At 62.9% G+C, this 26,191-nt stretch carries 27 protein-coding genes; 16 read left to right on the top strand and 11 right to left on the bottom strand.

Annotated features, from left to right (window positions below; translation table 11 throughout):
- The first annotated feature begins 110 nt into the window (after positions 1-110).
- On the top strand, positions 111-890 hold the full coding sequence (gene truA, locus BM234_RS03215; protein WP_092060536.1) for a tRNA pseudouridine(38-40) synthase TruA: 780 nt from the start codon (positions 111-113) through the stop codon (positions 888-890).
- Between the two features lie 40 nt (positions 891-930).
- Here the strand turns inward: truA and rseP are convergent, their stop codons facing one another.
- From rseP to pyrH, 6 genes are all read right to left on the bottom strand, one after another.
- Positions 931-2,262: an RIP metalloprotease RseP gene (gene rseP / locus BM234_RS03210; RefSeq protein WP_245752463.1), complete on the bottom strand. Its 1,332-nt coding sequence runs from the start codon at positions 2,260-2,262 to the stop codon at positions 931-933.
- 7 nt (positions 2,263-2,269) lie between these two features.
- Complete coding sequence (dxr, locus tag BM234_RS03205) at positions 2,270-3,445, bottom strand: 1-deoxy-D-xylulose-5-phosphate reductoisomerase (protein WP_092060532.1); 1,176 nt, start codon at positions 3,443-3,445, stop codon at positions 2,270-2,272.
- Positions 3,442-4,236: a phosphatidate cytidylyltransferase gene (locus BM234_RS03200; protein WP_092060530.1), complete on the bottom strand. Its 795-nt coding sequence runs from the start codon at positions 4,234-4,236 to the stop codon at positions 3,442-3,444. Before BM234_RS03200 ends, dxr begins: the two co-directional genes overlap by 4 nt.
- A gap of 3 nt (positions 4,237-4,239) precedes the next feature.
- The gene (gene uppS / locus BM234_RS03195; protein ID WP_092060528.1) at positions 4,240-4,965 is read right to left on the bottom strand and encodes a polyprenyl diphosphate synthase; all 726 of its coding nucleotides are present in this window, start codon (positions 4,963-4,965) and stop codon (positions 4,240-4,242) included.
- Positions 4,966-5,007: 42 nt separating this feature from the next.
- On the bottom strand, positions 5,008-5,574 hold the full coding sequence (gene frr / locus BM234_RS03190; protein ID WP_092060526.1) for a ribosome recycling factor: 567 nt from the start codon (positions 5,572-5,574) through the stop codon (positions 5,008-5,010).
- A 64-nt stretch (positions 5,575-5,638) separates the two neighbouring features.
- Positions 5,639-6,373 (bottom strand): UMP kinase, encoded by a 735-nt coding sequence (gene pyrH, locus BM234_RS03185; protein WP_092060524.1) that lies wholly within the window; start codon positions 6,371-6,373, stop codon positions 5,639-5,641.
- Positions 6,374-6,451: 78 nt separating this feature from the next.
- Here pyrH and miaA point away from each other — a divergent pair, with 78 nt between their 5' ends.
- Positions 6,452-7,315 (top strand): tRNA (adenosine(37)-N6)-dimethylallyltransferase MiaA, encoded by an 864-nt coding sequence (gene miaA, locus BM234_RS03180; RefSeq protein WP_092061340.1) that lies wholly within the window; start codon positions 6,452-6,454, stop codon positions 7,313-7,315.
- On the opposite strand, the gene speB is transcribed toward miaA, so the two are convergent.
- The gene (gene speB, locus BM234_RS03175; RefSeq protein WP_092061338.1) at positions 7,306-8,271 is read right to left on the bottom strand and encodes an agmatinase; all 966 of its coding nucleotides are present in this window, start codon (positions 8,269-8,271) and stop codon (positions 7,306-7,308) included. The genes miaA and speB overlap by 10 nt on opposite strands.
- Before the next feature lie 192 nt (positions 8,272-8,463).
- Between speB and mazG the strand changes: the two genes are divergently transcribed.
- The 12 genes from mazG to BM234_RS03115 all read left to right on the top strand — a co-directional run bounded on the left by mazG (position 8,464) and on the right by BM234_RS03115 (position 19,452).
- A complete protein-coding gene (gene mazG / locus BM234_RS03170) occupies positions 8,464-9,282 on the top strand; it encodes a nucleoside triphosphate pyrophosphohydrolase (protein ID WP_092060522.1) in 819 nt (272 codons plus the stop codon).
- Positions 9,283-9,362: 80 nt separating this feature from the next.
- The gene (locus BM234_RS03165; RefSeq protein WP_092060520.1) at positions 9,363-10,367 is read left to right on the top strand and encodes a Fe(3+) ABC transporter substrate-binding protein; all 1,005 of its coding nucleotides are present in this window, start codon (positions 9,363-9,365) and stop codon (positions 10,365-10,367) included.
- A 156-nt stretch (positions 10,368-10,523) separates the two neighbouring features.
- Complete coding sequence (locus BM234_RS03160; RefSeq protein WP_092060518.1) at positions 10,524-11,465, top strand: nucleoside hydrolase; 942 nt, start codon at positions 10,524-10,526, stop codon at positions 11,463-11,465.
- Entirely contained in the window at positions 11,462-11,914 is a 453-nt protein-coding gene (locus BM234_RS03155) for a GNAT family N-acetyltransferase (protein WP_092060516.1), read from the top strand. Before BM234_RS03160 ends, BM234_RS03155 begins: the two co-directional genes overlap by 4 nt.
- A gap of 46 nt (positions 11,915-11,960) precedes the next feature.
- On the top strand, positions 11,961-13,379 hold the full coding sequence (locus BM234_RS03150) for a protein adenylyltransferase SelO (protein ID WP_092060515.1): 1,419 nt from the start codon (positions 11,961-11,963) through the stop codon (positions 13,377-13,379).
- 1 nt (position 13,380) lies between these two features.
- Complete coding sequence (locus BM234_RS03145; protein WP_092060513.1) at positions 13,381-14,076, top strand: endonuclease/exonuclease/phosphatase family protein; 696 nt, start codon at positions 13,381-13,383, stop codon at positions 14,074-14,076.
- 164 nt (positions 14,077-14,240) lie between these two features.
- A complete protein-coding gene (locus tag BM234_RS03140; RefSeq protein WP_092060511.1) occupies positions 14,241-14,537 on the top strand; it encodes a virulence factor in 297 nt (98 codons plus the stop codon).
- Positions 14,521-15,480 carry a methylenetetrahydrofolate reductase gene (locus tag BM234_RS03135; RefSeq protein ID WP_245752462.1) on the top strand — a complete coding sequence of 320 codons (960 nt, stop codon included), beginning with the start codon at positions 14,521-14,523 and terminating at the stop codon, positions 15,478-15,480. The genes BM234_RS03140 and BM234_RS03135 overlap by 17 nt, the downstream gene beginning before the upstream one ends.
- On the top strand, positions 15,473-16,141 hold the full coding sequence (locus tag BM234_RS03130; RefSeq protein ID WP_092060509.1) for an HAD family hydrolase: 669 nt from the start codon (positions 15,473-15,475) through the stop codon (positions 16,139-16,141). Before BM234_RS03135 ends, BM234_RS03130 begins: the two co-directional genes overlap by 8 nt.
- On the top strand, positions 16,138-17,193 hold the full coding sequence (locus tag BM234_RS03125; RefSeq protein WP_092060507.1) for a dihydropteroate synthase: 1,056 nt from the start codon (positions 16,138-16,140) through the stop codon (positions 17,191-17,193). The genes BM234_RS03130 and BM234_RS03125 overlap by 4 nt, the downstream gene beginning before the upstream one ends.
- Before the next feature lie 205 nt (positions 17,194-17,398).
- Complete coding sequence (gene serS / locus BM234_RS03120) at positions 17,399-18,691, top strand: serine--tRNA ligase (RefSeq protein ID WP_092060506.1); 1,293 nt, start codon at positions 17,399-17,401, stop codon at positions 18,689-18,691.
- Positions 18,692-18,717: 26 nt separating this feature from the next.
- On the top strand, positions 18,718-19,452 hold the full coding sequence (locus BM234_RS03115) for a hypothetical protein (protein ID WP_245752460.1): 735 nt from the start codon (positions 18,718-18,720) through the stop codon (positions 19,450-19,452).
- On the opposite strand, the gene BM234_RS03110 is transcribed toward BM234_RS03115, so the two are convergent.
- Positions 19,449-19,901, bottom strand: coding sequence for a D-galactarate dehydratase (locus BM234_RS03110; protein WP_175501184.1), 453 nt, complete (start codon positions 19,899-19,901; stop codon positions 19,449-19,451). The genes BM234_RS03115 and BM234_RS03110 overlap by 4 nt on opposite strands.
- Positions 19,902-19,986: 85 nt before the next feature.
- On the opposite strand from BM234_RS03110, the gene moaA reads away from it, so the two are divergent.
- Together moaA and BM234_RS03100 are read left to right on the top strand one after the other, a co-directional pair.
- The gene (moaA, locus tag BM234_RS03105) at positions 19,987-20,994 is read left to right on the top strand and encodes a GTP 3',8-cyclase MoaA (RefSeq protein WP_092060505.1); all 1,008 of its coding nucleotides are present in this window, start codon (positions 19,987-19,989) and stop codon (positions 20,992-20,994) included.
- Positions 20,995-21,097: 103 nt separating this feature from the next.
- Positions 21,098-21,631: a chemotaxis protein CheD gene (locus BM234_RS03100; protein ID WP_092060503.1), complete on the top strand. Its 534-nt coding sequence runs from the start codon at positions 21,098-21,100 to the stop codon at positions 21,629-21,631.
- Between the two features lie 2 nt (positions 21,632-21,633).
- Here the strand turns inward: BM234_RS03100 and BM234_RS03095 are convergent, their stop codons facing one another.
- The 3 genes from BM234_RS03095 to BM234_RS03085 form a co-directional block, all read right to left on the bottom strand.
- The gene (locus BM234_RS03095) at positions 21,634-22,059 is read right to left on the bottom strand and encodes a universal stress protein (protein ID WP_092060501.1); all 426 of its coding nucleotides are present in this window, start codon (positions 22,057-22,059) and stop codon (positions 21,634-21,636) included.
- 13 nt (positions 22,060-22,072) lie between these two features.
- Positions 22,073-24,799: a TRAP transporter permease gene (locus BM234_RS03090; protein WP_092060499.1), complete on the bottom strand. Its 2,727-nt coding sequence runs from the start codon at positions 24,797-24,799 to the stop codon at positions 22,073-22,075.
- Positions 24,800-25,028: 229 nt separating this feature from the next.
- Positions 25,029-25,988 (bottom strand): TAXI family TRAP transporter solute-binding subunit, encoded by a 960-nt coding sequence (locus BM234_RS03085; protein ID WP_092060497.1) that lies wholly within the window; start codon positions 25,986-25,988, stop codon positions 25,029-25,031.
- Positions 25,989-26,191: the final 203 nt, after the last annotated feature.

Raw genomic sequence — 26,191 nt, 5'->3', positions numbered from 1 at the left:
GCCCCTTGCCCTGCTTGCCCGTCTTTGACGAAGATAGAGGCGCAAGGGGCCGCTTACCAGTGTCACACCGGGGATTGCGGCGCGCACCCGCCTCGGGTATCTGCCCGCGCATGCCTCGATATGCTCTCCGCGTCGAATATCACGGCGCGCCATTCTCCGGATGGCAACGCCAGAAGGACCAACCCTCGGTGCAGGGCGCGATCGAAGATGCGCTCCGCCGGTTGGAGCCGCGCGCGCATGCGATTGCCGCCGCGGGCCGGACGGATGCCGGCGTCCACGCCTTGGGGCAGGTTGCCCATTGCGACATGGACAAGGCATGGGATCCATTCCGCCTGTCCGAAGCGTTGAACTATCACCTGAAGCCAGCGCCTGTCGCGATCACCGGCTGCGCGCAAGTGTCTGACACCTGGCACGCGCGGTTTAGCGCCACCAACCGCCAGTATCTTTTTCGCCTACTAACCCGGAGGCCACCGGCGACGTTGGAGAAGGGGCTTGTCTGGCAGGTCTCTCAAAAGCTCGATGTCGCCGCCATGCGCGAAGGGGCGTCCTACCTGCTGGGCAAACACGATTTCACCACCTTCCGCAGCACGATCTGTCAGGCGAAAAGCCCGATCAAGACGCTGGACCGCCTCGATGTGGAGGAAATTATGGGCCCGAGCGGCCCCGAGGTACATTTTCACGTTCAGGCACGATCCTTCCTGCACAATCAGGTGCGCAGTTTCGTGGGCACTTTGGAGCGTGTGGGCGCGGGTTCCTGGTCACCTGAAGAGGTCAAAGCGGCGCTGGAAGCGACTGATCGTGCCGCCTGCGGACCAGTTTGCCCGCCACAGGGCCTCTATCTCGCCCGTGTGGGATATGACGAAGATCCCTTCGCCGCCTCCGAAAGCTAAAAGGCGCGTTCAGCCACAATCGCAATTCTGCGCCCAAGACCTAGGGGCAGAACAGATCATTGCTCAGCGCGAAGACCATGAGCGACAGGATGATCGCAAGGCCGCCCGTCATGAGGATACGCAACGCCCGGTCGCTCGGAGGGGAACCGGTCAAGGCCTCCCACGCATGAAATACCAGATGCCCGCCATCCAACACCGGAATTGGGAAGAGGTTCAGCAACCCGACGGCCGTCGACAGCACCGCGATGAACCAGATGAAGCTGGAAACACCTTGGCTTGCCATCGCGCCAGAGGCCTCTGCGATGCCGATTGGCCCCGACATATTACAGGTGCTGATGGCACCAGTAATCATGTGCCAAAGCCCCGACAACGAGGACTGAATGATGAAGCCGGTCTGGGTCACCCCATAGCCGAGCGCATCGACCACCCCCGCCCGTTCGGTCGCAGGCTCAAACAGCATCCCGCCGGCAATCCCGATCCGCCAATTGGTCACAAAGCCCCCATCGGGGCCCGGCTCATCGACGCGGCGAGGCAGCAATGTCACTGAGCGGGTTTCCCCCATTGACCAGACGGTCAACGGAATCGGCCGCCCGTCCGAGCTTTCGACCACATCCTTGAGCGCATCGAAGGCAAAAATCGGCTGGTCATCCACCTCGATCAGCACATCGCCGGGGCGCAAACCAGCGTCATAGGCGGCGGACTGCGGGGTAAGCTGACTCACAACCGCGGGAAATGGATAGGGCGCGGTAACGGTCGCCTCCGTGCCATCGCGGCGAATGCGATACTCAACCACCGCCTCCTTGGGGATGTCATCGCGTATCACGCCCAAACCCTCATCGACAGAAACCCCGCCAATGGCCAAGATCTCATCGCCGGGACGCAGTTCGTTGACCTCGGCCGGAACAGCGCGGATATCCCCCACCGTGAGCGGATCGCGCATCTGGCCGCCGACAAGGACGATGCCCGCGAAAATGGCGATAGACATGATGAAATTGAAGACAGGCCCGGCCGCGACAGTCGCCGCCCGTGCCCAGAGCGGTGCGCCGTGCATCGTGCGGCGCTTCTCCTGCGCGCTCAACTCTGCGATTGCGCCTGCATCCTTGCCACTGGCCGCGTCGCTGTCGCCGAGGAATTTGACATAGCCACCAAAGGGCAATGCTGCGACTTGCCAGAGCGTTCCGCGCCGATCCCGGCGGGAGAAGAGGACCGGACCGAACCCGAGGCTGAACACTTCGGCATGGATCCCGGACCAGCGCCCGACGATGTAATGCCCGTATTCATGCACAGCCACGATGACAGAGAGCGCCACGACGAAGGCCACAAGGGTGAAGGCGGTGCCGCCAATGTTGGGGAGCAAAGTTGCGATATCCAATGGGGCCTCAGCTTTTGCGAGTGTCGATGGCCCGGCGGGCGGCATCCTTAGCGAGATGGTCCACATGGGCGAGGTTATCAAGTGTGATCGCTGCGTCGATCAGTCCCGGTTCACCGGAAAGTTCCGTCAGCACATCCTCGACCACTTCGGCCATCTGGGTAAACTTGAGCTGGCGCGCGATGAAACCATCCAGCGCCGCATCCTTGGCCGCGTTGAACACGGCCCCGGCCAGCCCGCCCGCCTCCATCACTTCACGCGCAAGGCGCAAAGCGGGCCAGCGCACCTCACAGGCATTGCGGAAATTGAGTTGGCCGATCTGCACCAGATCGAGCCGCGAGACGGGCAATTCGCGCCGCTCCGGCCAATGCAGCGCATAACCGATGGCGTGGCGCATATCGGGAGGCCCCACATGGGCCATAAGCGCACCGTCACGAAATCCGACCAGCGCGTGGATGAGGCTTTCGGGATGGACCACGACCTCAATCGCGCCGGGATCAACCCCGAAGTATTCTCGCGTTTCAATGACTTCGAGCGCCTTGTTAAACATAGAGGCGCTGTCGATCGTGATCCGTTGGCCCATGTCCCAATTGGGGTGATTGCACGCTTCCTCGACTGTTGCCTCGGCCAAGGCCTCCAGCGGCCAATCGCGAAACGCACCCCCCGAAGCCGTCAGGATTATCCGTTCGACGGCGGACATATCCTCTCCAACAAGCGCCTGAAACACGGCCGAATGCTCGCTATCAACGGGCAGAACCCGCGCTTTATGCTCGCGCGCGGTTTCCATCAGCAACGCCCCGGCAGTGACGAGCGATTCCTTGTTGGCGAGGGCCAATGTCATGCCCGGCTGTCTCAGCGCCGCTAATCCAGGCTGCAGGCCCGCCGCGCCGACGATGGCGGACATGACCCAATCCGCAGGACGATGCGCGGCCTCAAGGAGCGCGGCTTGCCCCGCAGCGGCCTCGACCCCGGACCCGGCGAGCGCGTCACGCAGCGCCGGCAGACAGTCTTCGTTTGCCGTCACCGCAACTTCGGCCTTGAGACGCCGCGCATCTTCGGCAAGTCGGGAGATATTGTTCCCACCGGTCAGCGCCACGACCCGATAGCCCTCCGCATCGCGGGAGATAAGATCGAGAGTGTTCTGGCCGATGGAGCCGGTCGCCCCAAAGACGGAAATCCGCCTCATGAAGCGATCCCGGGCGGAAAGTCGATATAGGCTTGAACCAAGGTCAGGAACAGGGCGGCGCCGATCATGCCATCAAAGCGATCCATCAAACCGCCGTGGCCGGGGATAAGCGAAGAGGCATCCTTGACCCCTACCCGGCGTTTGAGCGCGCTTTCGGCCACATCGCCCATCTGGCTGGCCATGGACATGGCGATGGACACGCCTACAAGGCCCCACCCCGCCCCAAGCATCGAGATCGCCACCACCGCCACGATCGCGGAGGCAATCCATCCCGCAATAGTGCCGGACCAAGTTTTCTTCGGGCTGACACGCGGCCAGAATTTCGGCCCGCCAATAAGCCTGCCGGCAAAGTATCCGAATACGTCCGTGGCGACCACGACACCGATCAACCAAAGGATCCAAGGGATCCCGAAACTGTCACGCAGCCCGATCATGCCGAATCCGCCCAGCAGAATGGCAAGGGTATAGAGCGCGCCCGCAACGCGCTTTTGCGGCGCAATGCCAATGGCGAGAAGCCCCGGCGCGAATAGTATCGGAAGGGCGAGCCCCGCAGGCAGATAGGGCACCACGGTCGCGGCAATCCCCACGACCAGACCAAAGCTGCGTGCCCCAAAGCGGCCCTGCGGCCGCAGCATCGACATAAGCTCCCATGCCATAAGGCCGCAAATCAGCCCGACCATGAGGTGAAATGCGATCCCGCCCGCATAGACCCCGGCCACGCCAATTGCGATCATGACAGTGCCGGAGGCCAGCCGCTGACGCAGATCATTCCAGAGAGCAGGTCTTGTCATGGCTCAGGCTTTCACAGCCCCGAAGCGCCGGTCGCGGGTGGCATATCGGGCGACCACTTCGGCAAAAATCTCAGCCGTGAAGTCGGGCCACAGCGTGTCGATGAATTCATATTCGGAATAGGCCGACTGCCAGAGCAGGAAATTGGACACACGTGCCTCTCCGCTGGTGCGAATAACGAGATCGGGGTCGGGCAGGACATGGGTATCGAGATAGCGCGGCAGGGTCTCTTCATCGATGCCCTTTGGGTCAAGCCGCCCGGCGGCGACATCCTCGGCCAGCCGCTTGGTCGCGCGCGCCACCTCGTCCCGCCCCCCATAGTTGAGCGCCACTGTAAGGTGAACCAGATCATTGCCGGAGGTCAGCAATTCGAGCTCGTCCATCAGATCCACAAGCTTGTCGTCAAGCCGGACGCGATCCCCGATGAAACGAACCCTGACGCCCGCCTCCATCATGGCCTTGGACTCCTTGACGATATAGCGGCGAAACAGCGTCATGAGGCCGGAAACCTCGGCCTGGGTACGCTTCCAGTTCTCGGTCGAGAAGGCGAAGATGGTCAGGTATTTGACGCCCTGAGAGGGACAAGCCTCGACGATCTGCCGCACACGACGCGCGCCGGCGTGATGCCCGGTCAGCCGGGGCCGACCGCGCATCTGGGCCCAGCGACCGTTGCCATCCATGATAATGGCGACGTGCCTTGGCCCCATCGTTAGCTCTATGTCCTTGGCCATGTCCGCCTTTCCGGGCACAGAAGCCCCCTATCGCCTGCCGCCTCAGACCTGCATGATCTCTTCTTGCTTCGTCTCCAGCGCTTTGTCGACCTTGGCGATGTAGGTGTTCGTAAGCTCCTGCACCTCGTCTTCCCAGATTTTCTGGTCGTCCTCGGACATTTCGCCGTCGTTCTTGGCTTTTTTGATCTGATCCATGCCATCACGGCGCAGATTGCGGATCGCGACGCGCGCATGCTCGGCGTAATGACCAGCCACCTTCGTCAATTCCCGACGGCGCTCTTCGTTGAGTTCCGGGATTGGCAACATGATGATTGTGCCGTTCAGCTGTGGGTTGATGCCAAGGCCGCTTTCGCGGATCGCTTTCTCGACCTTGTTTACAAGGCCCTTGTCCCACACGTTGATGGTGACCATCCGCGGCTCAGGCACGTTGACGGTACCGACCTGATTGATGGGGGTCATTTGGCCGTATGCATCCACCTGCACCGGCTCCAGCATACTCGCGCTGGCGCGCCCTGTGCGCAGGGACGCAAATTCCGTCCGCAGGTTGGCGATTGCCCCGTCCATCCGGCGGGTGAGATCATCGGTATCCAGCATGAAGTCGTCTGACATGGTCCATTCCTTCGCGGGCTCGTAACCCGTCTATCCTTGACTTATCGTAATTTGCGCCCGCGGGTCACCCCTGAACGCGCGTATAAGTTCCCTCACCAGCGAGAATCCCCCGAAAACCGCCCGGCTCGTCCAACGAGAAAACGATGATCGGCAGGTTGTTGTCACGGGCAAGAGCGATTGCCGATGCGTCCATTACACCCAGACGCTTGGCGAGGCAGTCGTCATAGCTGACGGTTTCATACCGCGTGGCGTCATCGAATTTCATCGGGTCCTTGTCATAGACGCCGTCGACCTTGGTCCCCTTGAAGATCGCCTCGCAGTTCATCTCATTGGCGCGCAGGGTGGCGGCGGTATCGGTCGTGAAATAGGGATTCCCGGTCCCTGCGGCAAAGATACAGACCCGCTTCTTCTCCAGATGCCGCACGGCCCGGCGACGAATATAGGGTTCCGCCACCTCGTCCATGCGGATCGCCGAGATCACACGGGTAAAGACGTCGAGTTCCTCCAAGGCCGATTGCATGGCGAGCGCGTTCATCACCGTGGCCAGCATGCCCATGTAGTCGGCGGTCGTCCGCTCCATCCCTTGGGCGGACCCCTGTAGGCCGCGGAAGATATTGCCGCCCCCGATCACCATACAAACCTCAACCCCGATGGAATGCACCGCCTGTACCTCTCGGGCAATTCGTTGCACGGTGGGAGGGTGCAGCCCATAGCCCTGATCCCCCATCAAAGCCTCCCCGGAGATTTTCAGCAGGACGCGTTTGAAGGAGGGTTTTGGGCGCGTGGCGGCATCGGACATGGCTCGGATCCTCGGGGGGTTCAGTTGGCGGGCAAAATGTCGGAAAACGCAGCGATGTTCAATCCACGAACCGGACCGATGCAGAACCCCTTTGCCGATCTCTCGCCAGAATGCCCCATACTGCTTGCCGGACCAACCGCGAGCGGAAAATCCGCGCGCGCCCTGGAACTGGCCGAAGCCCAAGGACGCATGGTCGTGAATGCCGATGCGCTTCAGGTTTATGGAAACTGGCGCGTGTTGTCGGCGCGCCCCTCAGCGGAGGAAGAATCCCGTGCGCGCCATGCGCTCTATGGGCATGTCGCGTGGGATGCCGAGTATTCCGTGGGGCACTGGCTCCGGGAAGTCGCGCCTTTGCTCCAGATCCGTCCCGCGCCGATCATCATCGGAGGCACCGGGCTCTATTTCACCGCGTTGACCGAGGGGCTTGCCGCAATTCCGGCGACGCCGGGGGACATCCGCGCCAAAGGCGATGCGCTCGAGTTGGCGGCCCTGCTTGATGCGCTCGACGCGGAAACCCGCAAGCGTATCGACACGAAAAACCGCGCCCGGGTGCAGCGTGCATGGGAGGTGTTGCACGCGACGGGGCAGCCGCTTTGGGTCTGGCAGGATGAAACGCCGCCCCCCCTGCTTCCCTTGGAACAGGCGCGGGCTTTTGTGCTCGATGCGCCGCGCGATTGGCTCACCCCCCGCATCGAACGACGGTTCGATGCGATGCTGAAGGCCGGCGCGCTGGATGAGGCGCGCGCGAACCTGCCGCACTGGGATTTCTCGCGCCCCTCGATGAAGGCCATCGGCGCCCCCGAGTTGATCGCGCATCTTCGGGGGGACATGACACTCGACGAAGCACGCGACGCCGCGACCATAGCAACCCGCCAATATGCAAAACGACAGCGCACGTGGTTCCGCGCCCGCATGAAGACGTGGGACGTGATCTATCCCTGACGGCGGGTCCATGCCCACAGACAGAGGATCTCCATCGCGACATGGGCCCCCGCAACAGCCGTGGCTCCGGATGGATCGTAGGGGGGAGAGACCTCCACCACATCGCCGCCGACCAGATTGACGCCAGCAATATCGCGCAGCAAGATCGCCGCCTGACCGCTGGACAAGCCGCCCCAAACGGGCGTGCCGGTGCCCGGCGCGAATCCCGGATCGAGGCAATCGATGTCGAAGGTCAGGTAAGCCGGACGATCCCCCACGATCTCTCGAACCCGCGCTGCAGCGGCGGCCGGCCCCTTCTCATGCACTTCGCGCGCGTCGATGATATTAACCCCGAGCGGGTCATCATTCACCGTCCGGATACCGATCTGCACCGACGTGGCGGGATCCACGATCCCCTCTTTGACGGCCTTGTAGAACATCGTGCCGTGGTCGATCCGGCTCATGTCGTCGTCGGGCCAGGTATCGGAATGCGCGTCGAAATGGATGAGGGACAGCTTGCCGTACTTTTCGGCATAGGCTCGCAGGATGGGGAAAGAGATGTAGTGATCGCCCCCAAGGACGATACTTGCGGCGCCAGCCTTGAGAATGCCGCGGATATGCGCCGTCAAGGCGGCGGGAAACTCTGACACCTGCGCATAGTCAAAGGCGAGATCGCCGTAATCCACTACCGCAAATTCCGACAGCGGATCAAACCCCCAACCATAGGGCGGATCATATGGCTGAAGGGTCGACGCCTCGCGGATCGCCCGCGGCCCAAGCCGCGTGCCCGGACGGTTCGTCACCGCTTGATCGAAGGGCACGCCCGTTATCGCAACTTCCACCCCGGCAAGGTCCTTGGTGTATTGGCGACGCAGAAAAGATGTGGCACCGCCGAACGCATTCTCGAACGACAGACCCTTACGGTCCTTGCGCGTAAAGGCCTGATCGACTTGGGTCTTTGCATCTTCGAGTGCCATGGGTCTGTCCTCATTCAGCCTGCGGCGCGGGAAAATCGCGCGCGCCTTGCCCAAATACCGCGTGCGCGGATGCCCGTCGAGCAGGGAAATTCGCCCTGCCCGGTCCTCGACGAACTGCAATCAGGGGGCCGGGTGGACTCCTCTTGGCCAAGAGGTCAGTTTGCGCCGCAAAACACCCCGGAGAGATGCCCGATGGCCGATGACAGCCTGATTCACGACCCCGATGGCGGCATGCCCCGCCTGCTAGAGATCATGCGGAGGCTTCGCGATCCACAGACAGGCTGTCCATGGGACATCGAACAGGACTTCGCGAGCATCGCCCCCTACACGATCGAAGAGGCCTATGAGGTCGCCGATGCCATCGAGCGCGGCGCTTGGGATGAACTCGAAGGCGAGTTGGGCGATCTGCTGCTGCAATCGGTCTATCACGCGCAAATGGGCGCGGAGGCGGGTCATTTCACCTTCGACAGCATCGTCAGGAAAATCGCCGACAAGATGGTGGCGCGCCACCCCCACGTGTTCGGCGACGAGAGCCGCGACAAGAGCGCCGAACAGCAGACCGCCGACTGGGAAAAGATCAAGGCCGCCGAGCGGGCCGCGAAACACGAAATCCGTACGCTCGACGGTGTGGCGCTTCACCTGCCCGCGTTGATGCGCGCCGTGAAGCTACAGAAGCGCGCGGCGCGCGTGGGCTTCGATTGGCCCGAAACGGCGCAGGTTCTGGACAAGATCATCGAAGAAGCCCGCGAACTGGACGAGGCGCGCGAGACCCTGACACACGTCGAGGTCGAAGAAGAGTTTGGTGATCTGCTCTTTGTCATGGCCAATCTGGCGCGGCATCTGGATGTCGATCCCGAAAGCGCATTACGCGCGGCGAATGCCAAGTTCACCCGGCGGTTCAACGCCGTGGAAGATGCGCTTGGCGGTCTTGGGCGCTGCCCGGATGACAGCACTCTTGAGGAAATGGACGCACTTTGGAATGCGGTGAAGCGGGCCGAACGGAAAAGCTGAGCGAAATAATCATGTATTGACCTGCCGGTGTTCGTCCGTTCTAAATCCCTCAGCCGATTTTTACATTCCGGGAGAACAGAATGCTCCGCACTCTGACTAGTACAGCCCTCGTGGCCCTCGCCGCCGCACCCGCCCTCGCCGATGAGGTCAACGTCTATTCCTATCGCCAACCTGAGTTGATTCAGCCGCTGACCGACGCCTTTACCGAAGAGACCGGCATCGCCGTCAATGTCGCCTATCTCAATCAGGGCATGGTCGAACGCCTCAAGGCCGAGGGTGACCGTTCCCCCGCCGATGTCGTTCTGACCGTGGATATCTCCCGGCTCGCCGAAGTCGTGAACGCAGGGCTCACGCAGCCTGTGGAAAGCGAAAAGCTGAAGGAAAATGTCCCCGAGGCTTACCGCGATCCCGACAACCACTGGTGGGGTCTCACCACGCGGGCACGGATTGTCTATGCCTCCAAGGAGCGCGTGGACCCCTCCGAAGTGACGACATACGAAGATCTGGCCGATCCGAAGTGGGAAGGCCGCATCTGCACCCGCTCCGGCACGCATGCCTATAACGTCGCTCTTACCTCTGCGGTGATCGAACATCACGGCGAAGAAGGTGCAAAGACCTGGCTCGAAGGGGTGAAATCCAATCTCGCCCGCAAACCGCAGGGCAACGACCGCGCACAGGTCAAGGCGATCTGGGCCGGGGAATGCGATATCTCGATCGGCAACACCTACTACATGGGCGCCATGCTCTCTGACGAGGAACAGAAGGAATGGGCGGATAGCGTCAACGTGCTGTTCCCGACCTTTGAGAACGGCGGCACGCATGTGAACATTTCGGGCGTTGCGATGACCAAAAGCGCCCCCAACGAGGATGCGGCGCTTGCGTTCATGGAGTTCCTCACGTCGCCGAAGGCGCAGGAAATCTACGCCGAAGCGAACCACGAATACCCCATCGCGCCGGGCACCCAAGCCTCCGAGATCGTGCGCAGTTGGGGAGAGTTCACCGCTGACGATGTCAATCTGATGACACTCGCCGGTCACCGCCCCGCCGCGTTGCGGATCGCGGAAGAGGTCGATTTCGACGGCTAAGCCGAACGAGTAGAGTTGAAAGGCGCCCCGCAGTGATCATCTGCGGGGCGTTTTCGTTTCGGTGGCGAGTTCGTGCCGAGAGCCACTTGAGCCGCGCTCAACCCTCTGTCAGACAGGCCGCGGGCCACACGGGCCCCAATCACGAAGGGCAACGCCATGGCGCCACGTAAAATCATCATCGACACGGATCCCGGACAGGACGACGCGGTTGCCATCTTGCTGGCGCTGGCCAGCCCTGACGAGATTGAGGTTCTGGGCCTCACGGCCGTGGCGGGCAACGTGCCGCTGGAGTTGACCGCGCGCAATGCCCGCATCATCTGCGAATTGGCGGATCGACGCGACATTCCGGTTTTCGCCGGATGCGATGCCCCGCTCGAACGCTCCCTCGTCACCGCCGAACACGTGCATGGCCGTACGGGTCTTGATGGACCTGATTTGCCTGAACCGACCATGGCGATGCAGGATCGCGGTGCGGTGGAGTTCATCATCGACACGCTCCGCCGGGAGCCAGCCCGCAGCGTGACGCTCTGCCCCCTCGGCCCGCTCACGAACATCGCGACGGCGCTTATGAAAGCGCCAGACATCGCCACCCGGATTCAGGAGATCGTCTTGATGGGCGGAGCCTATTTCGAAGTGGGCAACATCACCCCGGCGGCTGAGTTCAATATCTATGTCGATCCAGAAGCCGCCGAGATCGTTTTTGGCGCCGGTGTTCCCATCACGGTGATGCCCCTCGACGTGACACACAAGGCTCTTGTGACCACGGCCCGAAATGACGCTTTCCGCGCGCTCGGCACACCCGTTGGCGTTGCCGTGGCAGAGATGACCGATTTCTTCGAGCGCTTCGACAAGGAGAAATACGGCTCCGACGGGGCACCGCTGCATGATCCTTGCGTGATCGCCTATTTGCTCCAGCCGGAGCTTTTCGAAGGCCGCTTCATCAATGTGGAGATCGAAACCCGCAGCCAGCTTACGCTTGGCATGACGGTGGCGGATTGGTGGGGCGTTACCGATCGCGCGCCAAACGCAACCTTCATGGGCCAGATCGACGCCGAAGGGTTCTTTGCCCTGCTGACAGAGAGGTTGGCCCGCCTATGAGCCGCCTCCTTCACCTCGCTGGCGCCGAAGATCGTGATCGGCTCCTTCCGCTCGTGGCCGCGTTTCACGCCGAAATCGGCCAGGCCAATGACCCCGCCGAACAAGCAGAGGCGGTCGATCCCCTGCTGGAGGGCAGCCCGCATGGCGCGATCTGGCTTATTGGCCCGCGCCGCGCGCCGGTTGGCTATGTGTCCATCAGCTTTGGCTGGTCAGTTGCCGCAGGCGGGCTTGATGGCCGGGTTGACGCGCTCTTCATCCGCGAAAAGGTTCGGGGCCGGGGCATGGCGACCGAAGCGCTCAACGCGTTGGCGATGGCCTTGCGTGAGAACGGGATAAAGGCGCTGAACCTCGATGTCGAAGCCGAGAACGAGATTGCCTTCAAACTGTACCGTCGCTGCGGATTTCGCAAACGTGAGAGCAGCATTCACATGGCGCGCACGCTTCGTTGAACGATCCCCTTTGATGTGTGCGTCCGTTCGCTCTACCTAAAGAGGCATGACCCTGCACATTCCCTTCGACAACAGTTTCGCCCGCCTCCCGGAAAACCTCTTTTCCCGGACGGTTCCGACGCCGGTTTCCACCTCAAGACTGCTGGCGTTCAACGATGGTCTGGCGGAGGAGTTGGGAATAGCCCGCGCGGATGACGATGCCATGGCGGAGATTTTCGCCGGCAACCGTGTGCCTGACGGGGCCGAACCGATCGCACAGGTCTATGCCGGGCATCAGTTCGGTACCTTCAATCCGCAGCTTGGAGACGGGCGCGCAATTCTGCTGGGCGAGGTCGTCGACCGGGCGGGACAGCGCCGGGATATCCAACTGAAAGGGTCCGGGCGCACGCCGTTTTCCCGCATGGGGGATGGGCGCGCGTGGATGGGGCCGGTCTTGCGCGAATATGTCGTGAGCGAGGCGATGCACGCGCTTGGGATCCCGACCACCCGTGCCCTTGCCGCCGTGGCGACGGGCGAGCAAATTCTGCGCGAGCAGGGTCCAATGCCCGGCGCTGTTCTGACCCGCGTTGCCGCCAGCCACATCCGGGTGGGCACGTTCCAGTATTTTGCCGCTCGGGATGACCGTGACAGCCTTCGCGCCCTCACCGACTATGCCATCGCGCGCCACGCCCCGAAGGCCGAAGGCCCGCTTGGCCTGCTCGAATCCGTTATCGCGCGGCAATCTCAACTTGTGGCGAAATGGATGGGTGTTGGCTTCATTCACGGGGTGATGAACACCGACAACACCTCGATTTCAGGCGAGACGATCGACTATGGACCTTGCGCCTTTATGGATGGCTTTCACCCGGCGCGGACCTTTTCCTCCATCGACCGGGGCGGCCGCTATGCCTATGAGAACCAACCGGACATTCTGGTGTGGAACATGGCGCAACTCGCCACCGCACTGCTAGTGCTGGAAGACGACCGGGACAGCGCCCTCGAAGGCTATACCCGCGCAGTTCACGGAATGGCCGACCAGATCCGAACAGCGTGGGAACAGGTGTTTTGCGCAAAGCTCGGGATCGCCGAGCCGCAGGACGGGGATGCGCGGCTGGTCACGGATTTGCTGACCCTCATGGCCAATCAGGACGCGGATTTCACCAACACCTTCCGCAGCCTGTCTGAAGGAACCCTGCGGGAGCAGTTCACCGACCCGGCAGCACTCGACGCGTGGCATGAGCTTTGGCAATCGCGCATCAAGGGAGAGGACGCCCCCATTGAGCGCATGCGTGCCGCGAACCCGGCCGTGATCCCCCGCAACCACCGAATTGAGGCGATGATCGAAGCGGCCGTCGAGGGCGACATGGCGCCGTTCCATGCGCTGATGAGTGCGTTGCAATCTCCCTACACGGACCCCGATGATCCTGCCCTCGCCAGCGCACCTACGCCCGAGGAGGAGATCGAGGCTACCTTCTGCGGAACCTGAGATGACCCAGCCGCTTCGCATCGTGAGCTATAACGTACAGAAATGCGTCGGCCACGACATGCGAAGGCGACCCGACCGTATACTCGACGTGCTGGAGCACAGCCGCGCGGAAATCGCCGTGTTGCAGGAAGTGGACCGGCGGATCGCGCCGCGGCCCTCCGCCTTGCCCTTTGACATGCTGCGCGCGGCGGGCTGGCGCGGGGTGCAGTTTGGCGGGCATCACCTTTCCCTAGGCTGGCACGGCAATGCGATCCTCCTGCGTGGCGGCACGACGGTCCGACGCCAAGATCGCCTTGGCCTTCCGGGATTGGAGCCGCGCGGGGCCGTCATGGCGGAGCTCGATACGCGTGCGGGACCGCTTCGGATCGTCGGCGTGCATCTGGGATTGGTGCGCCGATGGCGTCAGCTGCAGATTCATGAGATCTCCCGTCACCTTGCCGAGTTGCCCTCCATGCCCACTGTCATCGCCGGGGATTTCAACGAATGGCGGCGCGACACGCCGCTCATGGCGGGCACGCCGTTCCGCCTCCATACCCCGGGGCGCAGCTTTCCCGCAGCCCGCCCCATGGGTCCGCTGGACCGGTTTGCGACATGTTCGTTGCTGCGGGTTTCCGGGCTTGGGGTACACACCATGCGACCTGCGCATATCGCCTCCGATCACCGCCCCGTCTGGATCGAAGTCGTTGCGGCGGGGTGATAATCGTCATGAGGATTTTTGCGGCAGCCGCCCATGGCACCCGTCCCGGTGATCGGCTAAGCCTCTAAGCAGAGGTCGCTCGTCGCGCCACACCTGTCGAAAACAGAACGCGCAAAGGCGTTTGGGTGGCATATGCAGGCGAGAGTGTAGCAAGGAGAACCCCCATGCCCGAGGTCACAATCGTCTACTGGCGCGACATCCCCGCGCAGGTGATCGTTGGAAAGGGGCGTCGCGGCACCAAGCGCGCCTTGCACGAGCGTTTCGAACAAGCGATTGACCGGGCCGCGATGAAGGGCGGCGCGCGGGACACCGACGCCTATCTTGCCGAATGGCGCAAGGGCGCACCCTATACGGTCGATGGGGAGCCAACCGAGGTGGTCGAGGCCGAGGCGGCCCGGCTGGAGGCGGAATTCGACGCGGAGCGCCTGCGCAGCCTGATCGACAATGACGGGCGGGCCTGAACTCTTGAACCTGTTTGATCGCTTCCGGTCCGCGCTCGGCACGTCTGGGTCGCAAGCCGCCCCGTCCGATGTGGACCTGCCCGCCTTTCTCGAAGATTTCTCGATCGAATGCATGCCGCGCACCGCGGAGAAGATCGACGATTTCCGCGACCTGCTTCCTACCGGAACCCGCGTGTACATCGCCCATATCGAGGGCACCGAGTTCGAGGACATGGTCGCCACCGCTGCGCGCCTGTCGCGTGAAGGGTTCCGCCCCATGCCGCACTTCCCGGCGCGCCTCATCCCCGACCGGGCGACCCTGCGGGAGATGATCGCACGCTATCAGGGAGAGGCCGGCGTTGAGCAGGGATTGCTGCTTGCGGGCGGCGCGCGGGAGCCTGCGGGACTGTTCGACAGTTCGATCGCCATGATTGAAACGGGGCTTTTCGACGAGGCCGGTTTCACCCGTCTGCATGTGGCCGGGCACCCGGAGGGCAATCGCGACATCGACCCGAACGGCGGTACGGCCAATGTCGAGACCGCCCTCAAATGGAAAGCCGCCTTTGCGGAGCGCACCGATGCGCAGATGGCAATCGTGACGCAGTTTTCCTTCGACCCCGAGCCGATCATAACTTGGGCGCACTCGGTCGAGCAGGCCGGGATCGGGTTGCCCATCCATATCGGGATCGCAGGGCCGGCCAAGCTCCAGACGCTCATACGCTTCGCCATTGCCTGCGGGGTTGGACCGTCACTCTCGGTGCTTCAGCGACGCGCGGGGGATGTCTCCAAGCTGTTGTTGCCCTATGAGCCGACCGACTTCCTCGCCGCGCTTGCACGGCACAAGGCAGCGCATCCCGATTTCAACATCGCCCGGGTCCATGTCTTTCCGCTCGGCGGTCTGCGGGCCGCGTCCGAGTGGACGAAGGCTCATGCCGGACCGCACGGAGTACCCGCCAATGGCTGAAGATCGCGCGCTTCTCTTCGATCTCGACGGCACCATGCTCGACACTGATCCGATCCACATGGCGGTCTTCACCGACATGATGGCGCCGTATGGCATTGAGGTGGATGAGCAATTCTACATGCGTCATGTACATGGCCGTCTGAACATTGATTTCTTTCGGGAATTCCTGCCTGATCAGCCTGATCTTCAGGGCCTGTCGGAGGAAAAGGAAGCTGAATTTCGGCGCCGCCTGCCCCGTCCCTACCCGCCTATGCCGGGGCTGAAGTCCTTTCTTGAGGCGCGGATGAACGAGGGCTGGCGCATGGGCGTGGTGACCAATGCCATGCGCCCCAACGCCGAGGCCATGCTTGACGCCATCGGTGAACGCGCCCGGTTCGAGGTCGTCGTGATCGGCGAGGAATGCCCGCGCGGCAAACCGCATCCGGACCCTTACCGCATTGGTGCCGAGCAACTTGGCGTCAAACCCCATCGCGCGATTGCCTTTGAGGATAGCCCCTCGGGCTTGCGTGCAGCGCGAAGCGCGGGGTGCCGTGTGATCGGGCTTACCTCTTCGCTTGCGCCGGACCGGCTGCGAGAGGCCGGGGCGCACCATGTCATTTCCGATTTCGATGATCCCGCCCTGCCGGAGATCCTAACCCAATTCAAAGGAGCAGCCGCATGACCCGCACTGTCGTGGAATCCAAGACCAAGACCGCCGTTCTGGGCTTTGACGAGCCGTTCTGCGTCATTGGAGAGCGTATCAACCCCACGGGGCGCAAGGCGCTCGCCGCCCAGCTTGAGGCCGGGGATTACAGCACGGTGGAGCGGGACGCGGTCGCGCAGGTTGCCGCCGGGGCCAACGTGCTCGACGTGAATGCCGGGGTTGTCTACAACTCCAATCCCAACCCCAACGAGACCGAACCGCCGCTGATGACAGCGCTCATCGAACTGGTACAGGGATTGGTGGATGTGCCGCTGTGTATCGACAGTTCCGTTCCTGCCGCGCTCGAAGCCGGGCTGGAGGCCGCTGAGGGCCGGCCGCTGGTGAATTCCGTGACCGGCGAGGAGGAGCGGTTGGAATATGTCCTGCCGCTGGTCAAGAAATACAACGTGCCTGTGGTCGCGATTTCCAACGACGATACCGGCATTTCCGAAGATCCCGATGTGCGCTTTGCCGTTGCAAAGCGGATCGTGGAGCGGGCGGCGGATTTCGGTATTCCGGCCCATGATATCGTGGTCGATCCGCTGGTCATGCCGATCGGTGCGATGGCCACGGCGGGCCTTCAGGTATTCGCCCTTGTGCGCCGTTTGCGCGAAGAATTGGGCGTAAACACGACCTGCGGGGCCTCAAACGTGTCATTTGGTCTGCCGAACCGTCATGGGATCAACAACGCCTTCTTGCCCATGGCGATGGCGGCGGGGATGACGTCTGCGATCATGAACCCCTGCGCCCTGCCCGTTCCGCCCTCCAGGATCGCGGAGAAACGCGCGGCGGCTGAGGCGGCGGGGATCGTCCTGCCGGAGGATCTTGATGATGAGACCTTGTGCCAGCTTTTTGGTTTGGGCAGCACGTCTTATCGCCCCGGCAAGGAGATGGAGGCGATCCGCGCGGCCAACCTTTTGACCAACAACGACCCGCATGGCGCGGCGTGGATTCAATTCAACAAGATCGCCGGTGCGCCCGAAGGCGCGCGGGCCGGACGGACGGGCGGACGCCGCCGCCGCCGGGGCTAACCTGCTGAAAAGCGGGTATGACTTTTGTATGACATTGGTATGACTCCCGTATGCCACCTGCGGCATACAGGGGGTCGCCGCCCGATTTGGCCCCGGCAGCGGGGCAACAGGGGGCCGGGCTTTCGCATCGCTCGCTTACGATTGGCGAAAAAGTCGGGCATAACGCCCCGACAGTCGATTCATGAGCGAGCGAGGGACAAGACCCATGCATGACATCCGCGCAATCCGCGAGGCACCCGAAGCGTTTGACGCGGCCCTGGCCCGTCGGGGCGATGCGCCCGTCTCTGCCGAGTTGCTCGCGCTCGACGAGGCGCGCCGGGCCAAGATCCACGCCGCCGAAACCGCGCAGGCCGAACAGAACCGCGCCTCCAAGGAAATCGGCCGGGCCAAGGCCAGCGGCGACGAGGCGGAATTCGAACGGTTGCGCGGGCTGGTCGCCGAGAAAAAGGCCGAGGTCGCCGCGATGCAGACGGAGGCCAAGGAGCTTGACGCCAAGCTCAACGACGCGCTGATGCGGATCGCGAACCTGCCCGCCGATGACGTGCCCGATGGCGCGGATGAGGCGAACAATGTCGAGGTGAACCGTTGGGGGGAGCCGCGCCGCTTTGACTTCACCCCGAAAGAGCACTTTGAGCTGGCCGCCGTGCAGGATGGCATGGATTTTGAAACCGCCGCCAAGCTGTCGGGCAGCCGGTTTGTTTTGATGTCCGGCGGGGTCGCACGGCTGCACCGGGCGCTTGCGCAATTCATGCTCGATACGCATGTGACGGAAAACGGGCTGACCGAGGTCAACACGCCGGTTCTGGTGCGCGATGAGACCATGCTGGGCACCGGGCAACTGCCGAAATTCGCCGAGGACAGCTATCAGACCCGCGAGGGCATGTGGCTGATCCCGACCTCCGAGGTCACGCTGACCAATATCGTCGCGGGGCATACGGTGGACGAAAGCTATCTGCCGCGCCGCTACACGAGCCACACGCTCTGCTTCCGCTCCGAGGCGGGCAGCGCGGGGCGCGACACCTCCGGGATGCTGCGCCAGCACCAGTTCGAAAAGGTCGAAATGGTCTCCATCACCAAACCCGAGGAGTCGGATGCGGAGCAAAAGCGGATGCTGCGCTGTGCCGAAGGGATTCTGGAGACGCTGGGCATTCCCTATCGCACTGTGATCCTGTGCACCGGCGACATGGGTTTTGGCGCGAAGCGCACCTATGACATCGAAGCGTGGTTGCCGGGGCAGAACACCTATCGCGAGATTTCCTCCGTCTCCACCACGGGCGATTTTCAGGCGCGCCGGATGAATGCGCGATTCAAGCCCGCCGATGGTGGCAAGCCACAGTTCCTCCATACGCTGAACGGATCGGGCCTTGCGGTCGGCCGCTGCCTCATCGCGGTGTTGGAGAATGGCCAGCAGGAAGACGGGTCGGTCACGCTGCCGGAGGTTCTTGCCCCCTATCTTGGCGGCAAAACGACGCTCTCGGTCGAGGGCACTCTGGTCTGAGCCACGGCGCGCGCCATATTTGGCACATGGACAACAAGACCGACACATCCCGCATGAAGGCGATCCTCGTGGTCGCGGCCACGCTCGCCTTCATGTGCTCCCCGCTTCTCACCTCCGGGTTCAACGGGTTCACCCCCGATCAATTCCCCATTCCACAGGTCGATCCCCCGGTACAGCCGGCGGGCTATGCCTTTTCGATCTGGGGGCTGATCTATATCTGGCTGGGCGTCTCGGCGGTGTTCGGGCTGCTCCGCCGGGCACAGGACCGGGAGTGGGACGCGATGCGCTGGCCGCTGATCGTCTCGCTCGGTGTTGGGGCCGCGTGGATACCGGTGGCGCAGGTCTCGGTGGCGCTGGCCACGGTGATGATCTGGATCATGCTCGGCGCGGCGCTGGTGGCGCTGGCGCGCGCGCCGCGTGGGAACCCGTGGCTTTGCGAAGTGCCGTTGGCGCTTTATGCCGGGTGGCTCACGGCGGCATCCTGCGTGGCGCTCGGGCTGGTGGCGGCGGGTTTCGGCTGGCTCGGGGCGGGTCAGGTGATCTGGGCGCTGGTGGCGCTGGTCATCGCGGTGACGATCGCGGGCACCTTTCTTACCACCACCAAGCGCGCGCCGTTTTATGGCGCGGCCGTCATCTGGGCGCTGATCGGGGTGCTGGTACAGAACCTCACCGGCGGATCGGTGCTTGTGGGCATTCTGGCGGTGCTGGGCATGATCGCGGTGGCGGTCATGTCGCTGCGCAACCTCTCCGACTGGAGCTAGTCGGCGAAGACCTCCACCTCCGGCAATCCGGTGAGCGGCGCGCCAAGAAGCCGCATCGCCGCAAGCGAAAGCTGGCTGCCCGCGCCCGCTTCCGTGCCTGCGGGGCGCAATTCCAACCGCACACGCTCTCCGGTTTGGGGATAGAGCACGGCCCCCTGCTGGATGGAGGACACAAGCGGGGTTTTCATCCAGATGCCGGGGACAGAGGGGCTGCCGAGGGAGGCAATCGTGCGCCCCAGCGAGGTCGCCCCGCCGCCGCCCGCCTTGGCCTTGGCGCGTTGCTCCGAACTGGTGGTGTCGTATTCCGCGACGGTCCGGGCCGTCTCCGGCGGAGGCGGCACATCGGATTTGGGCATCTCGGCGCGGGGCATCACTGCTGTTTGCGGGGTCATCGCCGCCGTGCAGGAGGAGAGGATGAGCGGGAGCGTGAGCCATAGATATCTGTTCATGCGGCGCAATCTAGTGCGCCCTGCCCGCCCCGGCAATCGCGGTCCGGGCTTGTTCCCGCTCTCGTGAAGCCCTAGTTTGAGTCCCATGACAGCACCCCTCATTGACCCGTTCGCACGCGCCATCGATTATCTCCGCGTCTCCGTCACGGACCGCTGCGATTTCCGCTGCGTTTATTGCATGTCAGAGAACATGACCTTCTTGCCCAAGAAGGAATTGCTGACCCTCGAAGAGCTTGACCGGATGTGTTCGGCCTTTGTGCGGATGGGGGTCCAGAAGCTGCGGATTACCGGGGGGGAACCTCTGGTGCGGCGCGGGATCATGACTTTCTTCGACGCGATGAGCCGCCATCTCGAGAGCGGCGCGCTCAAGGAATTGACGCTGACCACCAATGGCTCGCAGCTTTCGCGCTTTGCCGACGATCTCTATGCTGCCGGGGTGCGCCGGGTGAATGTCTCGCTCGACACGCTCGACGAGGAGAAATTCGCCGAAGTCACCCGCTGGGGCCGGTTGCCACAGGTGCTCAAGGGAATCGATGCGGCGCAAAAGGCCGGGCTTCGGGTCAAGTTGAACGCCGTGGCGCTGAAAGGCTTCAACGAAGATGAGCTTTTCTCCATCACCGAATGGTGCGCCGCGCGGGACATGGATCTGACCTGGATCGAAGTGATGCCCATGGGCGATATCGGCAACGAAAGCCGCATCGGGCAATACTGGTCGCTGGAAGATCTGCGCGGCACCTTACGGCAACACTATACGCTGACCGAACTGAGCGAACGGACGGGCGGGCCGGCGCGCTATGTGCGGCTGGAGGAGACGGGCCAGAAAATCGGGTTCATCACGCCGCTTACGCATAATTTCTGTGAAAGCTGCAACCGTGTCCGGCTGACCTGTACCGGGGAGCTTTTCATGTGTTTGGGGCAAGAGGACATGGCCGATCTGCGCCCTGCCTTGCGCAACTTTCCTCATGACGATGCGCCGCTCGAAGAGGCGATCCGTGCCGCGATCCGGCTCAAGCCCAAGGGGCACGATTTCGACTATTCGCGCCAGACGGTGGATGGCCGCGTTTCGCGCCACATGAGCCATACCGGGGGCTAGGCCGCGCGGATCTTGCCCAGATTTTCGGCTGCTCCTTTACGCGAGATTCACCCTTTCCTCCCTAGGGTGGCCTCTAGCCGACGCACCCAGGGGAGCCAGCCAGATGATCAACATGCCGGATACGCGCCCCAAGACTGTCTATGTCCGACAAGGGGATCTTGCTGTCTCCGGTGATACGGATGTGGTGATCGCGACCACACTGGGGTCTTGCGTCTCTGCCTGTCTGTGGGATCCTGATCGCGGTGTCGGTGGATTGAACCACATCATCCTGCCCGCGAACCCCTCGACCGACCGGACCTCGGCGGCGCATGGCGTCAACGCGATGGAGCTTTTGATCAACGATCTGCTGAAACTCGGGGCGCGCAAATCATCCTTGCGGGCCAAGATCTTTGGCGGCTCTCAGATGCTGAGCCATGCCTCGGGTATCGGGCTCAAGAATGCCGAGTTTGTCCGAGCGTTTCTGGCCGCAGAGGGTATTCCGGTGGACAGCTCGGATACCGGCGGGCGCATGGCGCGGGAAATCCGGTTCTGGCCCACGAGCGGCAAGGCGCAGCAGCGCCTCACCTCCAATCAGATCCGCGAAGAAATCTCCGTCCCGAAGCCGAAGCCCCCAGAGGACGATATCGAGTTCTTCTGAACCTAGCGCATCACCAGCACCGGCATCGGCGCGTGGTGGACGATCTTGTCGGCATAGGACCCCACGAAGAACGTGCGAAACCCGTCGGGCGGATGCGAGGCCATGGCGATCAGATCGGCCCCGATCTTCTTGGCCGTGGCGAGCACCACCTCCGGCACATGCCCGTGCGACAGGTGCGGCGTGACGTTGCTCCTGTTCGGGAAATGCTCGGCGACAAAGGCCTCAAGCTGCGCGGTGGCGGTTTCTACCGCGTGCCGCTCAAACCCGTCGGGAAGATAGCTGCCGACCATGGCGGAGCCGAGATCGTGCAGCACCGCGAGCAGGTGAACCTCCCCCTCGGGACCGGCGAGCGCGTCGACCGCGGGCAGAACCTTTTCCCAACTGTCAGGCTGGTTCAGGTCGATGGGCACCAAAATCTTGTTGAACATCCTCGTCCCTCCTTCAAGCCGTTTGCGGGACGTGCCGCCCGGCGCGCCCCCGCTGGAGCATGATGACACCGGCCAGCACCAGCAATGCGGGGATGAACATCCAGTATTTCGACGGCGCGTCCTTGGGCACCTTGACCTCTTCGATGGTCTGATCCCAATCCAACCCGGCCTCTGCGGCGACGGAGCCGAAGGCCACGTTGTCGATCACGACCGCATCGCCATTCATGATCGTCTCGACCCCCGCATTGAGCAATCGCTCTTCCCCGGTCTCTCCCTGCTCGACGGGCAGTAGCGCGGTGAAGCTGACCGGCTCCCCGATGGCGTTGAGCCCGCTGACCTGTAGGCGCAGGGTTTCGCCGGGGTCCGCGATCATGATGGCCTCTTCGATCTGGGCCGGTTGCATCACGTCATAGGGCGGCGCGACCATGTCCATCCAGAAGCCCGGACGGAAGAGCGTAAAGGCCACGAGCAACAGCGCGAGCGTTTCATAGAACCGGTTGCGCGTCAGGAACCACCCTTGGGTCGCGGCCGCAAAGAGCAGCATCGCCACCGTCGCCACTATGAAGACGAAAATGCCCTGGAACCAATTCACCCCGATCAGCAGAAGCTCTGTGTTGAAGATGAAGAGGAACGGCAGCGCGGCAGTCCGCAGCGAGTAGAAGAACGCCACGACACCGGTGCGGATGGGATCACCCCCCGAAACAGCCGCCGCCGCGAAGGAGGCAAGCCCGACCGGCGGCGTCACATCCGCCATGATGCCGAAGTAGAAGACAAAGAGGTGTACGGCGATGAGAGGCACGATCAGGCCGTTCTGCTGGCCCAATGTCACGATGACCGGGGCGAGAAGCGCGGAGACGACGATATAGTTTGCCGTCGTGGGCAGGCCCATGCCGAGGATCAGCGACAGGATCGCCGTCAGCACGAGAATCGCCATGATGTTGCCGCCGGAGAGCACCTCCACCACATCCGCAAGCGCGGAGCCAACCCCGGTCTGGGACACGGCGCCGACGATGATGCCGGCGGTCGCCGTGGCGATGCCGATCCCGATCATGTTGCGCGCGCCGGAAACAAGCCCGTCGAGCAGGTCGATGAGCCCCCCCCGGAACGCGGTGCCGGTATCACCGACGCCGCGCATCACCGCGAGGATCGGGCGCTGTGTCACGAGGATGAAGATCATGAAGGCGGAGGCCCAGAAGGCCGAGAGGCCGGGGCTGAGACGATCGACCATCAGCGCCCAGACCAGCACCACGACCGGCAGGATGAAGTGCAGGCCGGTCCGGACAACAGGGCCCGGAGGCGACAATTCCTTGACCGGCGCGTTGGGGTCTTCCATCTCGAGCGCGGTTTCGCGGGAAGCGATCCAGAGCAGCCCGAGATAGACCGCGATCAGCAGGGCAAAGACAACATATCCCGCCGAAGAGCCAAAGGCCGGACGGATCCATCCCATCAGGTAATAGACCGCGAAGGACACGACACAGATCACGATGATCGCAAAAGCGATGCCGATGAGCCGCTGGACGATGGGCTTGGGCGTGTAGGACCGGGGCAGACCCTCAAGGCCCGCTTTCATCGCCTCAAGGTGCACGATGTAGACCAGCGCGATGTAGGAGATGACGGCCGGTACAAAGGCGTGTTTGACCACGTCGAAATAGGGGATGCCCACGTATTCGACCATGAGGAAGGCCGCGGCGCCCATCACGGGCGGCATGATCTGGCCATTGACCGAAGAGGCCACCTCGACCGCGCCAGCCTTCTCGGAGGAGAAGCCCACGCGTTTCATCAGCGGGATTGTGAAAGTGCCGGTGGTCACCACGTTGGCGATGGAAGAGCCCGAGATGAGACCGGTCATCGCCGAGGAGACGACCGCCGCCTTGGCCGGGCCGCCGCGCATGTGCCCCATGAGCGAGAAGGCGACCTGAATGAAGTAGTTGCCCGCCCCCGCCTTATCGAGCAGCGAGCCGAAGAGAACGAAGAGGAAGACGAAGGAGGTCGAAACGCCAAGGGCGATGCCGAACACACCCTCCGTGGTGATCCACTGGTGATTGACGACTTCGGACAGGTTGTTGCCCTTGTGCGCGATGATCCCCGGCATGAGCGGTCCAAGGAACGTATAGGCGAGAAAGAGCGTCGCGACGATCATCAAGGCCGGACCAAGCGAGCGGCGCGTTGCCTCCAGCAGGATCAGCAGGCCGATCACGGCGACCACGTAATCCTGTAGGATTGGCGCGCCGACGCGGTTTGCAATTCCGTCATAGAAAACATAGAGATAGAGCGCGGCGCAGGCCCCGATGATGGCAAGGGCCCACTCCCACGGCGGGATGCGATCCTTGGGGGAGCCGAGCAGGATCGCCCCCACCAGAACGATGCCGGGAAGCGGAATCCACCAGACGGGAACCCCTTCCTTGGAGCCGTAGATAAAGAGGAATGTCAGAAGCGCGGGAACGCCGATGGCCAGCACAAGCTGGACCGGAGATCGAACCGCGGGATAGGCGGCGAAGGCGAGGAACAGCGCAAAAGCGAGGTGGATGGACCGCGCCTCGGTGTCGTTGAAGACGCCCCAGCCGACCATGAAGGGGATCGGCGATGCGATCCAGAGCTGGAACAGCGACCATATCAGCGCCACCACGAGGATAAACGCCCCGACTGGGCCAGAGGGACTGCGCCCGCCCGTGTCGCTGGAGGCTACAAGCTCATCGAGCTCCGCCTGATTCAGCTTGCCGCCTTGGCTCTGGTCACTCATCTTGTCGTCCCTATCGTTGGCGCCGGGTCCAGTTCGCCGCGTATCGCGGTCGCAGGTCCAGTCGTTATGTCCGACCCTGTTTTTCGGGTCTTGGCTTGGGTTGGGCCTGTGCCGTGTCGGTGGCGACACGCACCCGCCCGCAAATTACCTGTGCCGCACCGAACGGCGGGGCAGAGAGACGGGCCCCGTGAAGGGCCCGCCGGAATGACTCAGAAATCCAAGGGAAGGATCACTCGAGCCAGCCTTGCTCTTTGTAGTACTTTTCCGCACCGGGATGCAGCGGCGCGGACAGCCCGCCCGAGATCATCTCTTCTTCGGTGAGGTTCGCAAATGCCGGGTGCAAGCCTTTGAAACGGTTGAAGTTATCAAAGACGGCCTTGACCACGGTATAGACCACGTCATCCGACACCGAAGCGGAGGTCACGAAGGTTGCCTTCACGCCGAAGGTCTTCACGTCCTCGTCGTTGCCGTTGTACATGCCGCCGGGGATGGTGGCATAGGCGTAGTAGGGGTTTTCGGAAACGAGCGCGTCGATCTCCGGTCCCTCGACGGGGATCAGCTTGGCATCGACCGTGGTGGTCGCTTCTTGGATCGACCCGGCGGGGTGACCGACGGTGTAGATGATCGCATCCACCTTGTTGTCGCCGAGCGCGGCGGATTGCTCCGCAGGCTTGAGCTCGGAGGCGAGCGCGAAATCATCCTCGGTCCAGCCAAGAGCGTTCATCACGACTTCCATCGTCGCCCGCTGGCCGGAGCCGGGGTTGCCGATGTTGACGCGCTTGCCCTTGAGATCCTCGAAGGTTTCGATCCCCGCGTCCATACGGGCGATCACGTTGAACGGCTCCCCATGTACGGAGAAGACAGCGCGCAGATCGTCGAACTTGTTGCCCTCGAACTGGGAGGTGCCGTTGTAGGCATGGAACTGCCAGTCGGACTGTGCGACGCCCATATCCATGTCACCGGCCTTGATCGCGTTGATGTTCGCGATGGAACCACCCGTCGACGGGGCCGTGCATTTGAGCCCATGCTCGGCGGAGCCGCGATTCACCAGACGACAGACCGACTGGCCAACGACGAAGTAAACGCCGGTTTGGCCGCCGGTTCCGATGGTGATGAACTGGTCCTGAGCCATGGCCGCGCCGCCGGTTGCAAGAGTGGCTGCAAGGGCGGTCAGCTTTAGAAATTTCATGAAAGTCTCCCTGGTTGCGCGCGGCGTTCTCGCAGGTTCGGCGAGTGTGTCCATCCAGTGCAAGCCCGGATCCGTGAACCCCACGCGTTTTCACAACTCCGACGATAGCATGGGAAATCTGGCCTGCAACGAAGATTTACCCTTTTGTTAACACAGCCTTGCCCGGCGGGCCTCGGCGGGGCCGTGATCAAGGCGCTCCAGCC

This window comes from Poseidonocella pacifica, assembly GCF_900111875.1.
GTDB classification, from domain to species: Bacteria; Pseudomonadota; Alphaproteobacteria; order Rhodobacterales; family Rhodobacteraceae; genus Poseidonocella; species Poseidonocella pacifica.
The sequence above is the reverse complement of the archived record's forward strand: the minus strand, read 5'-3'. Positions and strand labels throughout refer to the sequence as shown.

Bases quoted from the DNA above. Each gene is read 5' to 3' on its own strand.
- BM234_RS03155 (WP_092060516.1), top strand. From the start codon at position 11,462: ATGAGCCGCCTCCTTCACCTCGCTGGCGCCGAAGATCGTGATCGGCTC.
- BM234_RS03145 (WP_092060513.1), top strand. From the start codon at position 13,381: ATGACCCAGCCGCTTCGCATCGTGAGCTATAACGTACAGAAATGCGTC.
- BM234_RS03130 (WP_092060509.1), top strand. From the start codon at position 15,473: ATGGCTGAAGATCGCGCGCTTCTCTTCGATCTCGACGGCACCATGCTC.
- speB (WP_092061338.1), bottom strand. From the start codon at position 8,271: ATGGCACTCGAAGATGCAAAGACCCAAGTCGATCAGGCCTTTACGCGC.
- dxr (WP_092060532.1), bottom strand. From the start codon at position 3,445: ATGAGGCGGATTTCCGTCTTTGGGGCGACCGGCTCCATCGGCCAGAAC.
- BM234_RS03115 (WP_245752460.1), top strand. From the start codon at position 18,718: ATGGACAACAAGACCGACACATCCCGCATGAAGGCGATCCTCGTGGTC.
- BM234_RS03090 (WP_092060499.1), bottom strand. From the start codon at position 24,799: ATGAGTGACCAGAGCCAAGGCGGCAAGCTGAATCAGGCGGAGCTCGAT.
- BM234_RS03100 (WP_092060503.1), top strand. From the start codon at position 21,098: ATGATCAACATGCCGGATACGCGCCCCAAGACTGTCTATGTCCGACAA.
- frr (WP_092060526.1), bottom strand. From the start codon at position 5,574: ATGTCAGACGACTTCATGCTGGATACCGATGATCTCACCCGCCGGATG.
- moaA (WP_092060505.1), top strand. From the start codon at position 19,987: ATGACAGCACCCCTCATTGACCCGTTCGCACGCGCCATCGATTATCTC.
- BM234_RS03085 (WP_092060497.1), bottom strand. From the start codon at position 25,988: ATGAAATTTCTAAAGCTGACCGCCCTTGCAGCCACTCTTGCAACCGGC.
- truA (WP_092060536.1), top strand. From the start codon at position 111: ATGCCTCGATATGCTCTCCGCGTCGAATATCACGGCGCGCCATTCTCC.
- uppS (WP_092060528.1), bottom strand. From the start codon at position 4,965: ATGGCCAAGGACATAGAGCTAACGATGGGGCCAAGGCACGTCGCCATT.
- miaA (WP_092061340.1), top strand. From the start codon at position 6,452: ATGCAGAACCCCTTTGCCGATCTCTCGCCAGAATGCCCCATACTGCTT.
- BM234_RS03095 (WP_092060501.1), bottom strand. From the start codon at position 22,059: ATGTTCAACAAGATTTTGGTGCCCATCGACCTGAACCAGCCTGACAGT.
- BM234_RS03160 (WP_092060518.1), top strand. From the start codon at position 10,524: ATGGCGCCACGTAAAATCATCATCGACACGGATCCCGGACAGGACGAC.
- BM234_RS03135 (WP_245752462.1), top strand. From the start codon at position 14,521: ATGACGGGCGGGCCTGAACTCTTGAACCTGTTTGATCGCTTCCGGTCC.
- BM234_RS03165 (WP_092060520.1), top strand. From the start codon at position 9,363: ATGCTCCGCACTCTGACTAGTACAGCCCTCGTGGCCCTCGCCGCCGCA.
- BM234_RS03200 (WP_092060530.1), bottom strand. From the start codon at position 4,236: ATGACAAGACCTGCTCTCTGGAATGATCTGCGTCAGCGGCTGGCCTCC.
- BM234_RS03125 (WP_092060507.1), top strand. From the start codon at position 16,138: ATGACCCGCACTGTCGTGGAATCCAAGACCAAGACCGCCGTTCTGGGC.
- BM234_RS03110 (WP_175501184.1), bottom strand. From the start codon at position 19,901: ATGAACAGATATCTATGGCTCACGCTCCCGCTCATCCTCTCCTCCTGC.
- pyrH (WP_092060524.1), bottom strand. From the start codon at position 6,373: ATGTCCGATGCCGCCACGCGCCCAAAACCCTCCTTCAAACGCGTCCTG.
- BM234_RS03140 (WP_092060511.1), top strand. From the start codon at position 14,241: ATGCCCGAGGTCACAATCGTCTACTGGCGCGACATCCCCGCGCAGGTG.
- mazG (WP_092060522.1), top strand. From the start codon at position 8,464: ATGGCCGATGACAGCCTGATTCACGACCCCGATGGCGGCATGCCCCGC.
- serS (WP_092060506.1), top strand. From the start codon at position 17,399: ATGCATGACATCCGCGCAATCCGCGAGGCACCCGAAGCGTTTGACGCG.
- BM234_RS03150 (WP_092060515.1), top strand. From the start codon at position 11,961: ATGACCCTGCACATTCCCTTCGACAACAGTTTCGCCCGCCTCCCGGAA.